16 protein-coding genes, 2 rRNA genes and 1 riboswitch (1 of these 19 cut by a window edge) are annotated in these 16,083 nt (G+C 46.5%); of the genes, 4 read left to right on the top strand and 14 right to left on the bottom strand.

Annotated features, from left to right (window positions below):
• Positions 1–172: 172 nt before the first annotated feature.
• Positions 173–366, bottom strand: a riboswitch (cyclic di-AMP (ydaO/yuaA leader).
• A 283-nt stretch (positions 367–649) separates the two neighbouring features.
• On the top strand, positions 650–1,393 hold the full coding sequence (locus ACSQ8P_RS00950) for an ABC transporter ATP-binding protein (RefSeq protein WP_436233511.1): 744 nt from the start codon (positions 650–652) through the stop codon (positions 1,391–1,393).
• A complete protein-coding gene (locus ACSQ8P_RS00945; RefSeq protein ID WP_436233510.1) occupies positions 1,390–2,640 on the top strand; it encodes an ABC transporter permease in 1,251 nt (416 codons plus the stop codon). Before ACSQ8P_RS00950 ends, ACSQ8P_RS00945 begins: the two co-directional genes overlap by 4 nt.
• Here the strand turns inward: ACSQ8P_RS00945 and ACSQ8P_RS00940 are convergent.
• Complete coding sequence (locus ACSQ8P_RS00940) at positions 2,623–3,390, bottom strand: TatD family hydrolase (protein ID WP_436233509.1); 768 nt, start codon at positions 3,388–3,390, stop codon at positions 2,623–2,625. The genes ACSQ8P_RS00945 and ACSQ8P_RS00940 overlap by 18 nt on opposite strands.
• A 70-nt stretch (positions 3,391–3,460) precedes the next feature.
• Positions 3,461–4,738 (bottom strand): HD domain-containing protein, encoded by a 1,278-nt coding sequence (locus ACSQ8P_RS00935; protein ID WP_436233508.1) that lies wholly within the window; start codon positions 4,736–4,738, stop codon positions 3,461–3,463.
• 368 nt (positions 4,739–5,106) lie between these two features.
• Here ACSQ8P_RS00935 and ACSQ8P_RS00930 point away from each other — a divergent pair, with 368 nt between their 5' ends.
• A complete protein-coding gene (locus tag ACSQ8P_RS00930) occupies positions 5,107–5,361 on the top strand; it encodes an AbrB/MazE/SpoVT family DNA-binding domain-containing protein (RefSeq protein ID WP_028609554.1) in 255 nt (84 codons plus the stop codon).
• A gap of 241 nt (positions 5,362–5,602) precedes the next feature.
• Here the strand turns inward: ACSQ8P_RS00930 and rsmI are convergent, their stop codons facing one another.
• The 10 genes from rsmI to ACSQ8P_RS00880 all read right to left on the bottom strand — a co-directional run bounded on the left by rsmI (position 5,603) and on the right by ACSQ8P_RS00880 (position 12,945).
• Positions 5,603–6,490: a 16S rRNA (cytidine(1402)-2'-O)-methyltransferase gene (rsmI, locus tag ACSQ8P_RS00925; RefSeq protein ID WP_436233507.1), complete on the bottom strand. Its 888-nt coding sequence runs from the start codon at positions 6,488–6,490 to the stop codon at positions 5,603–5,605.
• A gap of 45 nt (positions 6,491–6,535) precedes the next feature.
• Positions 6,536–7,297 (bottom strand): tRNA1(Val) (adenine(37)-N6)-methyltransferase, encoded by a 762-nt coding sequence (locus ACSQ8P_RS00920; RefSeq protein WP_436233506.1) that lies wholly within the window; start codon positions 7,295–7,297, stop codon positions 6,536–6,538.
• A gap of 72 nt (positions 7,298–7,369) precedes the next feature.
• Positions 7,370–7,714, bottom strand: a complete 345-nt coding sequence (gene yabA, locus ACSQ8P_RS00915; RefSeq protein ID WP_436233505.1) for a DNA replication initiation control protein YabA — start codon at positions 7,712–7,714, stop codon at positions 7,370–7,372.
• Positions 7,715–7,774: 60 nt separating this feature from the next.
• Positions 7,775–8,578 (bottom strand): PSP1 domain-containing protein, encoded by an 804-nt coding sequence (locus ACSQ8P_RS00910; protein ID WP_436233504.1) that lies wholly within the window; start codon positions 8,576–8,578, stop codon positions 7,775–7,777.
• Between the two features lies 1 nt (position 8,579).
• Positions 8,580–9,557: a DNA polymerase III subunit delta' gene (gene holB, locus ACSQ8P_RS00905; protein WP_171629537.1), complete on the bottom strand. Its 978-nt coding sequence runs from the start codon at positions 9,555–9,557 to the stop codon at positions 8,580–8,582.
• Between the two features lie 31 nt (positions 9,558–9,588).
• A complete protein-coding gene (locus tag ACSQ8P_RS00900; RefSeq protein WP_436233503.1) occupies positions 9,589–10,035 on the bottom strand; it encodes a YaaR family protein in 447 nt (148 codons plus the stop codon).
• A gap of 33 nt (positions 10,036–10,068) precedes the next feature.
• Complete coding sequence (locus tag ACSQ8P_RS00895; protein WP_056618038.1) at positions 10,069–10,398, bottom strand: cyclic-di-AMP receptor; 330 nt, start codon at positions 10,396–10,398, stop codon at positions 10,069–10,071.
• Positions 10,399–10,443: 45 nt separating this feature from the next.
• Entirely contained in the window at positions 10,444–11,100 is a 657-nt protein-coding gene (gene tmk / locus ACSQ8P_RS00890) for a dTMP kinase (RefSeq protein ID WP_436233502.1), read from the bottom strand.
• A 21-nt stretch (positions 11,101–11,121) separates the two neighbouring features.
• Entirely contained in the window at positions 11,122–12,633 is a 1,512-nt protein-coding gene (locus ACSQ8P_RS00885) for an aminotransferase class I/II-fold pyridoxal phosphate-dependent enzyme (protein ID WP_436233501.1), read from the bottom strand.
• Between the two features lie 111 nt (positions 12,634–12,744).
• On the bottom strand, positions 12,745–12,945 hold the full coding sequence (locus ACSQ8P_RS00880) for a sigma factor G inhibitor Gin (protein ID WP_436233500.1): 201 nt from the start codon (positions 12,943–12,945) through the stop codon (positions 12,745–12,747).
• A gap of 135 nt (positions 12,946–13,080) precedes the next feature.
• Between ACSQ8P_RS00880 and ACSQ8P_RS00875 the strand changes: the two genes are divergently transcribed.
• Positions 13,081–13,608, top strand: coding sequence for a hypothetical protein (locus tag ACSQ8P_RS00875; protein WP_436233499.1), 528 nt, complete (start codon positions 13,081–13,083; stop codon positions 13,606–13,608).
• 195 nt (positions 13,609–13,803) lie between these two features.
• Here the strand turns inward: ACSQ8P_RS00875 and rrf are convergent.
• Together rrf and ACSQ8P_RS00865 are read right to left on the bottom strand one after the other, a co-directional pair.
• Positions 13,804–13,920 (bottom strand): 5S ribosomal RNA (rrf, locus tag ACSQ8P_RS00870).
• A 138-nt stretch (positions 13,921–14,058) separates the two neighbouring features.
• Positions 14,059–16,083, bottom strand: a 23S ribosomal RNA gene (locus ACSQ8P_RS00865) (it continues 892 nt past the right edge of the window).

Here is a 16,083-nt window from a genome sequence, read left to right as displayed (position 1 = left end):
TTGCTGAATCTGGTCGCCCCCCCTTTTACCTATTCATCATCCTATGAATTCCGGGTTGTTTTATGTCTTATGATCTGTGTAAAACCCTATATGAGGACAAAAAGCCAGCAAGAAGAGGACTCTTCTCGCTGGCTTAGTTTGCATAGTGAAATACAAATAGCACGCACGACAATCGTTACCTCTCTTACGCTTACGAGGTTAGCTGACGGATTCGGACGTGAGAGTCGCCCTACGTAGACGCAAACTGCTTGTTTGACGTCTATGATTCACCCCTGTTACTCTCTGCTTACTTAACCGCATTGGAATGCTCATTAAGCTTGCAGTGGTTCCCCCGTTTCCACATTTGGAACTCAGCGAATGGAAAATTGGCAAATTGGATATTAAGTTATTATGAAAAGTATATTACGCTGTTAATCTCAACCTGTAAAGGGATTAACACCCGTTAAAAAGGGCTAAATCGATTAAATTTCGATTATTTTTCACATATAACCCACTTATATCTACATGTGTCTAACTTTAACGTACGTATACTCTATTTTTCAGTATATAATGGTCAAAACTAGGCTAAAAATGCAAATTTGTTTATAATGATTCTGGAAGTATTTGATTGATAAATACCAATAATTTGCTATTTAGGGAGGCAATTGAGATGGGTCCCATCTTGCAAGTAAACGCTTTATTCGGTGGATATTTACCCAACAAACCTGTTCTACATAACCTTACCTTCTCGATCCGCCAAGGTGAAATGATGGGGCTAATCGGACTTAATGGTGCAGGAAAAAGTACCACCATCAAAAATATTCTCGGACTGCTTCAACCCCAAAAAGGGTCCATTCGCATTAACGGTTTGACGCTAGCCGAAAATCCGCTGCCATACCGCGCGACATACGCTTATGTGCCTGAAAGTCCGGAATTATACGAAGAGCTTACGATTCGCGAACACCTCGAGCTTACAGCGATGGCTTACGGTATTTCTAAGGCGGATTATGAAACCCGTTCCCAATCTTTGTTAGAGCAGTTTCAAATGAAAGACAAGCTCAATAGCTTCGCAAGTCATTTATCCAAAGGGATGAAGCAGAAGGTCATGATCATGAACGCCTTCCTGATCGAACCCTCTTTATATATAATCGATGAACCATTTCTCGGACTCGATCCCTTAGCCATTCGTTCCTTGCTTGATCTCATGGTTCAAATGAAGAAGAAAGGCGCATCATTTCTCATTTCCTCACACATTTTGTCTACAATTGAAAAATATTGCGATGCTTATGTCGTTCTCCACGAAGGCCATATGGTTGCCCAGGGAGATTTAGTCGAATTGCGCACCCAGACGGCTTTGCCTCAGGCGTCATTAGACGACATCTTCTACAAGCTCGTTCAAGGAGACATGGCATGAGTCACTTAACAAATAGTACGCATGCATTTAACACACATGCATTATGGAAGCAGCGTTTTCAACATTATATGAAGGAATCCATGGGGTATTGGCAGTATGCCGCACGCAGTAATTTTATCGGCTTCTTGTTGTTTCTTGTCATCGTTTCTTCCTATTATTATGCAAAAACATTACAGCGTCTTCCGACAGATTATCCGTACCTATGGATCGTGCTGCTCGTGCTCGTTCCACTCGTCGCTTCAAGCTCCATTCGAACGCTGACTCGCAGTGCCGACCGGATGTTTCTATTGCGGATTGAACATGAAATGGGTGCCTATTTCCGAAGCAGCTTCCTGTATAGCTTTTCACTTCAGAGTGTTTGGTTATTTCTCGGTTGGGTCGCATTAAGCCCCCTTTATAAACACTGTCTAGGTACTGAAAATCAGCCATTTCTTCTCATTTTCGCTCTATTACTTCTATTAAAAGTAGCGAACCTATTAGCGAGTTGGCAGGAAGGAAGATTTGCCGTTGAGCGAACTCGATTCATCTCTGTTTGTTTTCGATGGGTGGCATCCCTTGCCTTAATTACGATCCAATTTCACTATAGCAGTTTATGGGCAAGCCTAGCTGCGATACTTCTTGTATTCGTTTGGCTGATTGCATTCCGATACGTGGCTAGATATGTGATCGGATGGGACTACCTGATTGCCAAAGAGAAACAGCAGCAAGCTAGACTCTACGCCTTCTTCAACTGGTTCGTGGATGTACCTCAATTGCCAACGCGAATAACCCGCCGAGGTTGGATCAGCGGGATTACCCGAACAATTCCATTTCGACAGGATTCGGCGTTTCTCTACTTATATATGAAGACTTTGCTGCGCACTGAGATGTTCGCTATTGTGCTCCGTTTGACTGTGATCGGCATCTTAGCTATTGCCGTTGCAGACTCCACTACTGCACGAAGCGTCATCCTGTTCATCGCACTTGTGATCTCGATGGTTCAGCTTACTTCATTGGAACGTGCGCATCGCTATACGTTTTGGCTCCATATGTATCCATTGGAGCCTCAAGCCAGAGCAGGTTCCCTAGCCTTTATCATCTGGCTAACCCTCCTACTAGAGTTTGTCATCCTAACGATTCCATTTATGATGGGAACCCCCATCCTGTATATCGTAGTCCCCTTGTTCGGTCTTGCCTTCATTTCTTTCGCATGCGGCGTAGTCCTACGCCGGAAGTTTAAGAAAAACGCCTTACTTGAGGCCGAGTAACCGAATTGCATTGTTGGTTGTAATTTCAGCTATTTCTTCCAGCGTCATTCCCCGAATTTCCGCGGCAGTCTCGGCCACCAAGCGAACATAACCGGTTTCGTTGCGCTTACCGCGGAAAGGATGTGGCGTTAAGTACGGCGCATCCGTTTCGATCAATAAACGATCAAGCGGAACCTGCGCCAGCACCTCTTTCGGTTGCACCGCATTTTTAAACGTAACAGGGCCTCCAAAGGAAATATGGAAATTCATATTCAGACACTGCTTCGCTGTCTCCCAACTGCCCGAGAAACAATGCATGATACCTCCAACCTCTGCTGCCTTCTCTTCTTTGAGAATCGTTAGAATGTCTTGATGTGCATCCCGATTATGAATCACAATCGGCATCCCCAGCTTGCGCGCAAGACGAATTTGCTCCCGAAAGACACGTTGCTGAACATCCTTAGGCGACTTGTCCCAGTAATAATCCAGACCAATCTCTCCGATCGCAACCACCTTCTCATGCTGGCATAAGGACTCAATCCATTCCAAATCGCCAGGCATCATATCTATCGCATCTACGGGATGCCAGCCAACCGTCGAATAAATAAAATCGTATTTCTCAGCAAGCTCTATTGAGCTAGGAATCGTTTCTCGATTAAAGCCGACATTCACAATTCTCGTAACGCCGGCCTCTAACGCTCGCTGAATGACTTCATCTTGATCATCTTTAAATTGCTCGGCATTTAAATGTGTGTGTGAATCCGTTAACATGACTGTTCTCCCTTATGTAACTGAATATGAATGATGTTCTGTCATCTTGCTTATACCTGCTTACTCCTTCTTACTCCTGCTCCCCCAACATCTCCCAAACATCTGGATAATCTTCGGCATTCAATCGTTCAAGCAACTCCTCTGGATAGTACACATGATGCTTACCCATCTGGAAACCACTAATCGACTGTACAATTTCAGACCGATGCGTAATTTCAGTTAACGTCTCCTTATGATCCAGCAAGAGGATTGGCAAATTATCATCATTCTCACCAGCTCTGTACACGTCATAGGATTGATTCGAAGGGAAATCAATTTCCATATAGTACGTCGGGTCGAAACCAACTTCTCTCATCACTTTTTCCATGCGCTGAATGAGCTGCTCCTGATCTCCATCGAAGGTACTGTACTTGTACAATTTACGATCCAAGAATCGTTTGCACATATCCCCCAGCATACCATCCTTCTCTTGACTCCAAAAAGTCAGCATCGTTTGCATGACCGACTCATCTAACAGCAAATAATCTTCTAAGGATATTTGATTCTGAATGAGATGAAGAATCGGCTCAACCATAAATCCGAACGTATAGCCTTCCTCATACAAATGCTTCGCGCGCGCAAACACTTTATGCAAAAGAATTTCAGCGCTTCTGGTTACTGGATGAAAATAAACCTGCCAGTACATCTGATAGCGAGACATCAGATAATCCTCAACGGCATGCATGCCGCTCTCTTTGACAACAATATGCCCTTTGTATGGCCTAATCACACGAAGGATTCGCTCCAGATCGAACGTTCCGTAGTTAACCCCCGTAAAGTAGGCATCACGCAGCAAATAATCCATGCGGTCTGCATCCAACTGACTGGAAACCAGGCTGACGACAATTTCTTCGCTATAGGATTTACAGATGACACCTGCCACCTTCTTCGGAAAATCAGGCGAGACACGGCTCAGCACTTCGTTCACTTCGGTATCCCCTAACACGATGCGGCAGGACCAGTCCTCATGCCTTGTGCCGAAAGCCTTCTCAATGGAGTGTGAAAACGGACCATGTCCCAAATCATGCAGCAATGCTGCGCATAGACATAGCAGACGCTCTTCCTTTGGCCAATCCTCATAAAGATTGCGTTCAAATTGCGAAATAATTTTCCGCGTAATTTCATAGACACCAAGCGAGTGGGAGAAGCGGCTATGCTCAGCACCATGAAAAGTTAAATAGGACGTACCTAATTGACGAATGCGGCGCAAACGTTGAAACTCACGGGTATTAATTAAATCCCAAATCGTATCGTCTTGCACATATATGTATTTGTGAACGGGATCTTTAAATACCTTCTCTTCATTCATACAGCTCGAACCTCCCTTAATCTAGTTAAATACTTTCGACATTTCCGACATGAAATCCTTCGATATGTCGATTAATGTCGAATATCAAATTCCAATTTATTCAGAGCTCAAGCGCCTATTTTCCAGCACCTCTTAGTAATTAGACATTTGAAAAGTACGTAATATAATCCTTACAACCCCTTGTAGATAGCGCCACCATCGTTTTTTACCGTATCATAAAAATAATCAAATTAGAGATGAAACTACTCGTTTTCAGTGAAAATATGGTTGACTATTTTGGGAATCGTTGGTATCATAAGTCATAAGCAAATGTCGAAACATGACGATATTGATAAAAAATTGATAAAATCGAAAGGGGTTTTATATATATGATGAAATCTACCGGAATTGTTAGAAAAGTGGACGAACTAGGACGCGTTGTTATTCCAATCGAGCTGCGCCGCACGTTGGGTATTGGCGAGAAAGACGCTTTGGAAATATATGTAGACGGTGAGCGCATCATGCTGAAGAAATATGAGCCAGCTTGTATCTTCTGTGGCAATGCGGAGAATGTATCGTACTTCAAAGGAAAAATTGTTTGTCATATTTGTTTATCAGAAATGCCAACACCTGTGACAAAATAAGAAAAGTAGTATATAATAGAAGTAGCACTTATCCTATTGGTAATTCTAACCTTTTTCATATCTCCTTTCATCTCTAACTTTGTTGGCTTCGGCCACGGGTTAGAGATCTTTTTTTGTATAGACGCCAGAAGATAGAAGACCCCACATTGGAATGTGAATCGAAGATATCGCAATCCTATATATGATAGATGGATTGGCCCCTTAGAAGGGCCTTTCCCTTTGATATCTCTTGCTTGGCACCTTAGCGCTCCAGCAACGCATTGTATACATCACGCTTCGATAATCCGCGATCCGTCGCAACCAGCTTCAGCGCATCCTTGCGATCAATCCCGCGCTCCTCATAGTGGGCGACATGCTCGCCGAGCGACTTCGCCTCCCACCAACCGTCAGCCGCTTCTTGCACGGCCGCGTCGGATGCGCCTTCGGCGATGACGCAGTACTCGCCCTGCGGCGGGAACTGCTCCAAGTGCGCGAGGCACTCTGCGATCGTACCTCGCAGGAACTCCTCGTACCGCTTCGTCAGCTCGCGGGCGAGGCAAACCCTGCGCTCCGCCCCCCACACTTCCGCCATGCGCAGAAGTGTTTTCTCCACGCGGTGCGGCGATTCATAGAACAGCAATGTGTCTTGCACATGCTGCAGCCCTTCGAGCAACTTCGTCTGGTCCTTTTTCTCCCTGGGGAGAAAACCGACGAAGGAGAAACGCTCTGTCGGCAAGCCTGATGCAATCAGCGCCGACAGGGCCGCATTCGCGCCGGGGATGGGCACCACCGGCACGCCCTCGTCTACGGCCATCCGCACCAGGTCATAACCTGGGTCGGATATGGCCGGCAGGCCAGCATCGCTGACTAGCGCGATGCTCTGCCCTTCAAGCAGCAAGCGGACCAGTTCTGGGCCGCTTGCTTGCTTGTTGTGTTCGTGATAGCTGACCAGTCGCGTAGCGACTTCGAAATGGGTCAGCAGCTTGCGTGTTTGCCGCGTGTCTTCCGCGGCAATCATGCTCACTTCCTTCAGCGTGCGGATCGCTCGGAAGGTCATATCTTCGAGGTTGCCGATCGGTGTGGCAACCAGGTATAGCGTGCCTACACCGCTAGGATCCTCGCGGTAGCTTTTCTGTATTGTTACACTCACAGTTAAATCCCTCATCACTTTATATTAATCGTACAGTTAGCCTATTTATGAGAACTCAAGAGCGCTCCTGCCTCCATAATAGATGTCTTTCAGTTCTTGGCAGTATTCCTCGTTCTCTGTGTATACGATTAGAGGCGGCAGCGTACGGATCTCTGGCTTGCCATCCTTCATCCCTTCGATCAGCACCATCATCGCTTCTTCTCCCGCACGTGCGTGCACATAGCGGATTCGCTTCGGTTCGATGCGGTACTGCCTCATCAGGCAGCAGATGTCGATAAGCCGCGTAGCACGGTGTACCATGGCTACTTTACCGCCTGCTTTCACTAGCTTTGCGCTTGCCGCAATCACGTCCTCCAGCGTGCAATAAATCTCATGACGCGCCGCCGCAAAATGCGCATTGCTATTCTGCTCCCCACCCAGCACAGGCAGATAGGGCGGATTCACAGTGACACCATCGAATTGTCCGTGTCCCAGGGTTTTGTGAATTGTTTTCAAATCACCCTGCACCATATGCAGCCGCTCCGATAGATCGTTAATCTCCGCATTACGCACAGCCATATCCGCCAAACGTTCCTGGATTTCAACACCCCAGATCTCTGCACGGGTCCTTGTTGATAACAATAGAGGTACCACACCATTACCTGTACATAAATCTACGATTCGCCCCTTAGGCGGAACACTGCTGAACCTCCCTAAGAGTACTGCATCCATCGAGAAGCTGAACACTTCGTCACTTTGGATAATTTTCAAATCATATGTCAATAAATCATCAATTCGTTCAGTCGGTAGTAAGGGAACTTGCTTCATACGTCTTTCCTTTCTCTTTGTTGCTTATTATGGAAAAAAACCGTAAGGGATACACCCCTACGGCCAAACGACTTATTTATTTAAAAAGGATAAGCAAAACAAACAATCTCCCTCGGTCCGAAGGTGTCCATAATACACATTGCAAATATGAAATCCTTCATTGTATAAGCGGGTTAAATTATCATATCCGGCTCCTGGTAGCTGCACCGGTTCCTCAGCAGTATCTCTTGTCGGCTCCTCGACCACGGTCTCCTCATGGCGGATGAGCTTACGGAGTTGCTGATTCTCTATGCTTAATCTCTTATTTTCTTCGATGAGGGTAATAATCCGTTTCTTCAAGGCACCTAATTCAGCATACGTGGTACCCATTCGTTCTTCGATCCCATCTATTTGTCCAAAAATATCTTGTTTATCCACGCTTTCACCTCTAGTGCCATGCATGCTTACTGGCCAGCGCCTCCTTGGATTCTCGATCTTCTACTCTTGTTCAACAACATCATCGAATGGTAGATCTAGCGCTTTCCCAAGATCAAACAATTGAACCTTTGCCGTACGTTCTTTAATATTGAGCCCCAATACTTTTCCACTGCCAAAAGAAGTAATCACTAATCGGCCAACCGTCGGCAGCGAATCTTTGGCACTTTCATAGTTATCATGTTCATATTTCAAGCAGCACATTAATCTTCCGCATAACCCTGATATTTTAGTCGGATTCAAGGACAGATTCTGATCTTTCGCCATCTTAATGGAGACTGGCTCGAAATCACCTAAAAATGAAGAACAACATAGAATTCGCCCACACGGACCTATGCCACCTAGCATCTTCGCTTCATCGCGCACACCAATTTGACGGAGCTCAATTCTTGTCCGAAAAATACTCGCTAAATCCTTCACAAGCTCACGGAAATCGACGCGTCCTTCAGCCGTAAAATAAAAAATAATTTTATTTCGGTCAAAGGTATACTCTACGTCCACTAGCTTCATCTTAAGACTGTGGTCTTTAATTTTATCATGACACGTTTGGAAAGCATCCTTGGCTGCTTTTTTATTCTCTTCAACCAAATTAGCATCCGTATCATCCGCAATGCGAATGACCTTTTTGAGCGGTAGAACCACATCATTTTCTTTGACGATCTTTTTGCCCACCACGACCTTGCCGTATTCTACACCGCGTGCAGTCTCGACAATAACGGCACTTTCTTTCTCGATCGGTAAATCAATGGGATCAAAATAATATATTTTACCCGCCTTCTTAAAGCGGACGCCAACCACTGAGTACATCTTACACCCCCTGCATCTCCACGAGCATTTTCTCTATAACCAGCTGAGAATTGGCATTGGAACGCAGTCGCTTTTGTAAATCTACGGCTTGCTCCATCATACGCACCCAGACCGAGACATCTCGACTTAACGCGAGGGAGCTCATCCAGTCTAGCTGGTCATTATATACAAGCTTGTCTCTGCGCTCAAGACGCAACTGCACCATATCTTTAAACCAGAGGATCAATAAGTCGAACAAAGCCGAAACATGATCCGCAAGTTCTGTTTTCACAATCCGTTGTTGTACGGTAATCATAGAAGTAGGGAAACGTGTGAGCGTCTCCTTCGCTAATTGTAACATTACGGTTCTCATTTCTGCAAACCAATTTGCTGCAATTAAATCTCTAGCCGCTTGCAAACCAGCCGTTACATGCGCTGCAGGTTGTACTAATGCTGCAGGAAGCCCTTCTTCCAGCAATGTTAGCACCATTTGCTCACGTGCCATTGGCGTAAATTGGATCCACTGTGCCCGCGATTGAATCGTAGGTAACAGCGCATTACCGTTCTCGGTGATCAGAATGGCTACCACACGAGAGTTTGGTTCCTCTAGAAATTTCAACAAACTATTCGCTGCCTGTACGGTCATTTTCTCTGCATGGTACAGGACATATATTTTCGTTCCGGATGCTGTTGCCCTGTAGGCGAACTCTTTTTGCAACTCCCGAATCTGCTCAATTTTAATTGAAGCGCCTTCAGGAGCGACCATATGGAGATCTGGATGATTGCCATGCTCGACCTTACGGCATTCTAAGCATTCACCGCATGCATCATCCGTCCCATTCTGACAATAGATCGCTTTGGCGAGTGCGATTGCCATTTCGGAACGCCCTGTACCAACAGGACCACTAAAAATATACGCATGCGACAGCCTGTCTTGACGTAGTCCATTCTGCAGCAGCCTTTTGGCCGCCGCTTGTCCCGGTATAGCTTGGAAGGACATTTATTTTCGCCCCATTACACACTTTTATTTTTTAAAATAACAAGTTGATCAGCATACCTCGGATTTCTCCGATTCTATGCAAAATTTCGATCCGCCCCTGCTCATTCTCTAATAATTCATCAGCTAACAAGAGGAGCTCTTGATCGATTTCTTCCAAAAGCTTATATCTCTTCGAACGGCCGCGACGATCCCAGCCCTTCGTATCTCTTAAGTTAACCCCTCGACGAGCTGTTTCTTCGAGAAACTGACGAATGAGCAGCTTATATTGCAGAAGCTCTCTAACTGTCATGCCTCTCGACAAGCGATCGCCTTGAAGTGTAATTTGCTGTACCATTTTGGCCAGCTGCTCCTGCGTATACTTCTCATCGTGCTGTTGCATGATGTCAGAGAAATTCCGCGGAGCTATCTGTGGCGGTGGAACATTCTCGCCAACTTTAATATTCTTACCGATGGGCTGCAGCCCCGGGTTAATTTTCAAGACGCATCCATCCTTGTGTAGAGCTGATTATGTTTAGAAATGCTCGAATCGTTCGACTGGCAACACGAAAACTGCCGCTCCACCCACTTGCACTTCCACTGGGAATGGAATGTACGAATCCGTCGTTCCTCCCATTGGAGAAACAGGTGTCACCAACTGCTCGCGAATTTTACAATTTGCTCGAATCACCTGCATCACCTCTTGCACTCGATCATCTTCCGTACCAATCATAAAGGTTGTATTCCCCGCACGCAAAAATCCACCGGTACTTGCCAGCTTCGTGGCTCGAAACCCTTCCTTAATTAAAGCGTTAGAGAGACGGTTACTGTCTTTATCCTGAACAACGGCTACGACTAGTTTCATGGGTGATGCCTCCTTATATTATAAACTAAGAATTGGTTTTCCGCTTTAGACGGAAATATGTTCCTCAAGCAACTGCTTGCAGTCCTGCCATATATCCGCGGCTATGCGTTCTACATCTCGATTAGCATCAATAATGATGACTCGTTCTGGATGATCGGTTGCAATTTGGTGAAAGCCCGCACGTACTCTGCTGTGATAGTCGACATTTTTCTGCTCAATACGATCCAACTGCTGTGTAAACTCAGTAGCACCTGCTCGCTGATTTAATCGCTCCAAACTCACTTCTACGGGAACGTCCATCATATAAGTCCTAGTTGCCTGCAGACCTGAGCTCGCATATTTCGAAATACTCTTCACCATCTCGATATCAACACCAAGCCCATAAGATTGGTAGGCTACACTAGCATCAATAAATCGATCGCATAGCACAATTCGACCAGCTTTCAGCGCTGGAAGGATAAGCTCGTGAACATGTTGCGCACGCGATGCTGCATAAAGCAATACCTCTGCTTGATCCACCATCTCCTCATTCACAGGATCGAGAATGATACTGCGGATTTTATCGCTAATTGCAGTGCCACCCGGTTCTCTTGTAACAAGTACGTCATGTCCTAACTTTTGTAGCTGCTGCGCTACCTTTTTAAGCTGCGTTGTTTTTCCGGACCCGTCCGGCCCTTCAAACGTAATGAATATTCCGTTCACGTCTTCCTCCTGCTTACTGCCTCACGAAGTTCCTTCGTGATCTGTGTATATAGTTAATTTGTACGTCTGTCCAAAATTGGTTCCTTGGAACCTGATGCCCTGTCTAGCCAAAAATACGAGTGCCTCAGCTACAGAAGCCGTTATTACTTCACCTGGATATAAGTAAGGAATACCTGGCGGATAAGGAATGACCATCTCACCTGAACGCTTCCCAATCGCTTCCTCTATATTAACCATTTGAGTTGTCCCTTGAAACAAGACACGATGGTCAAACCTTATTGGTGAGGAGATGGGTGTGTAGGTGGGTAATTTAATTATATTCGAGATAGGCGCCTGAAGTTCCTGCTTACGGTTCGTGATGTCCAAACAAATGTTGCTTAATACTTGGACTACACGCAGCATATCCTCCCTTGAGTTAGCAGGGGAAAACACCAGTAGTACAAGATACCCATCTGTCATCTCAACAAAGCAGCCTTTCGCTTCCAACCGTTCTTTGAGCTCGGCTCCGGATATGCGGTAATTGGGATCATAGATCGCAATTTTAAAAGGATCCCTCGTTTCGACGACTCCCGTGCCGCTTGACTGCTGATTTTCCCGTGGATAGACACGGAGACATTGCAACGCCTCTACCCCTTCTCTGAATTCTTTCATGATATGAAGTCCTTGTTCCAACCATGCCTGGCCTTCTGTATGCATTCGCTTTCGCGCTAAGTCTAACGAGGCCATAATCGGATAGGATGGGCTTGAGCTTTGCAGCATCGCCAACAATTGTCTGAGGGCTTTACGGTTGATCCTCGGACCTTGCACATGGAGCATCGCTCCCATCGTCATAGCCGTTAGCATCTTATGTGTAGACTGCACGACAGCGTCCGCGCCTTGGGATAAAGCTGATACAGGTACCTCCTCGTGGAAGCCGAAATGCGCACCATGCGCTTCATCCACTAGCAGGAGCTTTCCTTTCTCATGCATCAGCTCTGCAAAAGGTTTCAAATCCGTGCCGATACCATAATAATTGGGATTTGTTATAAATAACGCCTTCGCCGTTGGATACTGCTCTATCGCTTGTTTAACAACTTCGATAAGTAAACCTGTTGCAACGCCTGTTTCTTCGTCAACCTCTGGCGCTAAGAATACAGCTTGCGCACCCGCCAGCATGAGCCCATGAATAACTGACTTATGTACATTTCTTTGAACAAGAATGAGGTCGTCCCTCTGACAAATAGCTCCGATCATGGCTAAATTACCAACCGTACTGCCCCCCACGAGAAAATACGTCTCTTCCGCGCCAAAACATTCTGCCGCGAGCTGCTCTGCCTCCCTGATAACACCCTCTGGATGATGCAAATCATCCAGTCCCGTTATTTCTGTATAATCAATGGACATGATTGATTGTAGAAAGCTTGTTCCTTCTTCCAGCAGCCCTTGGCCTGATTTATGACCTGGAACATGCAGGCTAATAGATTTCGTAGCGTGATGGGCAACCATAGCCTCAAAAAGCGGGGCTCGAGCCTTTTGTAAATGTACGCTGCACACACAGATCAAACTCCTTGAGCTACATTAGCCTTCAAATTTCAATTTACCCTTCTATAGTAGTGGATTACCGGTAAAAAAACAAAAAAGCTTCTATAAAAGAAGCTTCTCCTCTTAATTCATATACTGTCTCGAATTCCCCATGTAAAATGCCTTCTTCATCTGACTCACAAAAAACGGGTATTTCTGGTCTGAAACATTCGTTTTGACGATCTCTTTACTACATTCATCACATATGAACGCCGTCACAATATGAATGCCGCCAATCCGCTGTTGCTCACAAATCATACATAGCCCAAACCGATTCTCCTCCATATGATCACCCCACGATCTTTTATGACTAGTATGTCCGATTCTCGATTCTCCTAAACTAGCTAAACGCTCATATTTTGGAAGGGAAATGCCGATAATACCTTCATAACACGTTACCGCAGTGCGGAGGTCTCTTTCATGTCAATTAAACAAGAATCCAATTTATCCAAACAATCTACGATTTACAGCTACACGTTAATGAGGCGATTTTATCATTCTATATATAAAATAGTTCTCTATTATACGTCCCTTATTCTACTAGTCTTGTACAAGTTTGACCCATCTCATTGGCTTCCACTACTAGTTAGCTACCCACTGGTGCTCATCTTCCACACCCTGCTCATTCGCGCTTATTTCCACTTCACCATTGGAATGGCCATGCGTGGTTGGTCCTATCGCTGGGGAATCTTCTGGTCCGGCTTCTTACCTGAAGGCAATGCGTCTGTTCGTCTCGTTACCAAAGTACAGCTTCACCTGTTCTGCATCGGACTTGCCTTGATCCTCATCATGTATCCCTGGATCCCAGGTACTTGGCTGGTCCACTTGATGATCTTCCACTGCTGGATGCTTCTCCCGCGGTTGTGGATGCTGTTCCGTTTCCAACCTTACCGTAAAGCTGGTTTAGTGAAAATATCGAGTAAGGACACGTCCTGTTACATACAATAACCGAGGTTAAGCTAAACAATTAGCTAGCTTAAAAAAATGTCGTGAACTGAATTGGCTGTATTTACTACAGCTAATTTGGGTTTCATGGCTCTTCCTTCGTGGATAAATGCAAAAAAAGAGCCTTACCTGGATTTCTCCAAGTAAGACTCTTTCATAGCTGAGAGACTTTTGGCTCCACCAAAAGATCCCTATGTAGTTTGGCAACGTTCTACTCTCCCAGAACCCTGCGGTTCAAGTACCATCGACGCTGGAAGGCTTAACGGTCGTGTTCGAGATGGGAACGCGTGGATCCCTTCCGCCATCATCACCAAACGTTGATGCTTCTGCCAGGAAACATCGAAAATTCATTCAGGCTGTCTTGCACCCTGAAAACTAGATACGAAACTCTACGTAAAGTATGCTACTTAGGATAGCAGAGAGACTTTAATCTACGATTAAAGATCCCTATATTAGGTTAAGCCCTCGACCGATTAGTATTCGTCAGCTGCATACGTTGCCGCACTTCCACCTCGAACCTATCAACCTCGTCGTCTACAAGGGGTCTTACATACTGGGAAATCTCATCTTGAGGGGGGCTTCGCGCTTAGATGCTTTCAGCGCTTATCCCCTCCGTACATAGCTACCCAGCGATGCCTCTGGCGAGACAACTGGTACACCAGCGGTACGTCCATCCCGGTCCTCTCGTACTAAGGACAGCTCCTCTCAAATTTCCTACGCCCGCGACAGATAGGGACCGAACTGTCTCACGACGTTCTGAACCCAGCTCGCGTACCGCTTTAATGGGCGAACAGCCCAACCCTTGGGACCTACTTCAGCCCCAGGATGCGATGAGCCGACATCGAGGTGCCAAACCTCCCCGTCGATGTGGACTCTTGGGGGAGATAAGCCTGTTATCCCCAGGGTAGCTTTTATCCGTTGAGCGATGGCCCTTCCATTCGGTACCACCGGATCACTAAGTCCGACTTTCGTCCCTGCTCGACTTGTAGGTCTCGCAGTCAAGCTCCCTTATGCCTTTGCACTCTGCGAATGATTTCCAACCATTCTGAGGGAACCTTTAAACGCCTCCGTTACATTTTAGGAGGCGACCGCCCCAGTCAAACTGCCCACCTGACACTGTCCCCATACCGGATCACGGTACTAGGTTAGAACTCCGATACGATCAGGGTGGTATCCCAACGGCGCCTCCACCCAAGCTGGCGCTCAGGCTTCAAAGGCTCCCACCTATCCTGTACAGATCGTACCAAAGTCCAATATCAAGCTGCAGTAAAGCTCCATGGGGTCTTTCCGTCTTGTCGCGGGTAACCTGCATCTTCACAGGTATTAAAATTTCACCGGATCTCTCGTTGAGACAGCGCCCAAGTCGTTACGCCATTCGTGCGGGTCAGAATTTACCTGACAAGGAATTTCGCTACCTTAGGACCGTTATAGTTACGGCCGCCGTTTACTGGGGCTTCAATTCATAGCTTCGGGGTTGCCCCCTAACCACTCCTCTTAACCTTCCAGCACCGGGCAGGCGTCAGCCCGTATACTTCGCCTTGCGGCTTCGCACAGACCTGTGTTTTTGCTAAACAGTCGCTTGGGCCTTTTCACTGCGGCCCCCTCGGGCTATTCACCCTACCGAGGCACCCCTTCTCCCGAAGTTACGGGGTCATTTTGCCGAGTTCCTTAACGAGAGTTCTTCCGCGCGCCTTAGAATTCTCTTCTCACCCACCTGTGTCGGTTTGCGGTACGGGCACCTTCGCCTGGCTAGAAGCTTTTCTTGGCAGTGTGAACTCATGACCTTCGGTACTTAAATTTCCCTCCCCATCACAGCCCAGCCTTACGGTTAGCGGATTTGCCTACTAACCAGCCTCACTGCTTGGACGAGCATCCATCAGCTCGCGTCACTATCCTTCTGCGTCACTCCATTGCTCATAACGGCTACGGTGGTACAGGAATTTCCACCTGTTGTCCATCGACTACGCCTTTCGGCCTCGCCTTAGGTCCCGACTTACCCTGAGCGGACGAGCCTTCCTCAGGAACCCTTAGGTTTTCGGCGGATCAGATTCTCACTGATCTTTTCGTTACTTATACCGGCATTCTCACTTGTATGCGCTCCACCTGTCCTTACGGTCAGAATTCAACGTACATACAACGCTCCCCTACCCATGCACATACGTGCAAGCCATAGCTTCGGTGGCGTGTTTAGCCCCGTTACATTTTCGGCGCAGAGTCACTCGACCAGTGAGCTATTACGCACTCTTTCAATGGTGGCTGCTTCTAAGCCAACATCCTGGTTGTCTGTGCAACTCCACATCCTTTCCCACTTAACACACACTTGGGGACCTTAGCTGATGGTCTGGGCTGTTTCCCTTTTGACAATGGATCTTAGCACTCACTGTCTGACTCCCGGATTTAAGTTTGTGGCATTCAGAGTTTGACTGGACTTGGTAACCCTTGGCGGGCCCCGCACCCAATCAGTGCTTTACCTCCACA

The organism is Paenibacillus sp. LjRoot153, assembly GCF_964253085.1.
Lineage (GTDB): Bacteria > Bacillota > Bacilli > Paenibacillales > NBRC-103111 > Paenibacillus_E.
This window is presented reverse-complemented; position numbering and strand designations above follow the sequence as displayed.

What these genes read in the sequence shown, in the direction of transcription:
- ACSQ8P_RS00950 (WP_436233511.1), top strand. Translation starts at nt 650, where the DNA reads ATGGGTCCCATCTTGCAAGTAAACGCTTTATTCGGTGGATATTTACCC.
- ACSQ8P_RS00945 (WP_436233510.1), top strand. Translation starts at nt 1,390, where the DNA reads ATGAGTCACTTAACAAATAGTACGCATGCATTTAACACACATGCATTA.
- ACSQ8P_RS00940 (WP_436233509.1), bottom strand. Translation starts at nt 3,390, where the DNA reads ATGTTAACGGATTCACACACACATTTAAATGCCGAGCAATTTAAAGAT.
- ACSQ8P_RS00935 (WP_436233508.1), bottom strand. Translation starts at nt 4,738, where the DNA reads ATGAATGAAGAGAAGGTATTTAAAGATCCCGTTCACAAATACATATAT.
- ACSQ8P_RS00930 (WP_028609554.1), top strand. Translation starts at nt 5,107, where the DNA reads ATGATGAAATCTACCGGAATTGTTAGAAAAGTGGACGAACTAGGACGC.
- ACSQ8P_RS00920 (WP_436233506.1), bottom strand. Translation starts at nt 7,297, where the DNA reads ATGAAGCAAGTTCCCTTACTACCGACTGAACGAATTGATGATTTATTG.
- ACSQ8P_RS00910 (WP_436233504.1), bottom strand. Translation starts at nt 8,578, where the DNA reads ATGTACTCAGTGGTTGGCGTCCGCTTTAAGAAGGCGGGTAAAATATAT.
- holB (WP_171629537.1), bottom strand. Translation starts at nt 9,557, where the DNA reads ATGTCCTTCCAAGCTATACCGGGACAAGCGGCGGCCAAAAGGCTGCTG.
- ACSQ8P_RS00895 (WP_056618038.1), bottom strand. Translation starts at nt 10,398, where the DNA reads ATGAAACTAGTCGTAGCCGTTGTTCAGGATAAAGACAGTAACCGTCTC.
- ACSQ8P_RS00880 (WP_436233500.1), bottom strand. Translation starts at nt 12,945, where the DNA reads ATGGAGGAGAATCGGTTTGGGCTATGTATGATTTGTGAGCAACAGCGG.
- ACSQ8P_RS00875 (WP_436233499.1), top strand. Translation starts at nt 13,081, where the DNA reads ATGTCAATTAAACAAGAATCCAATTTATCCAAACAATCTACGATTTAC.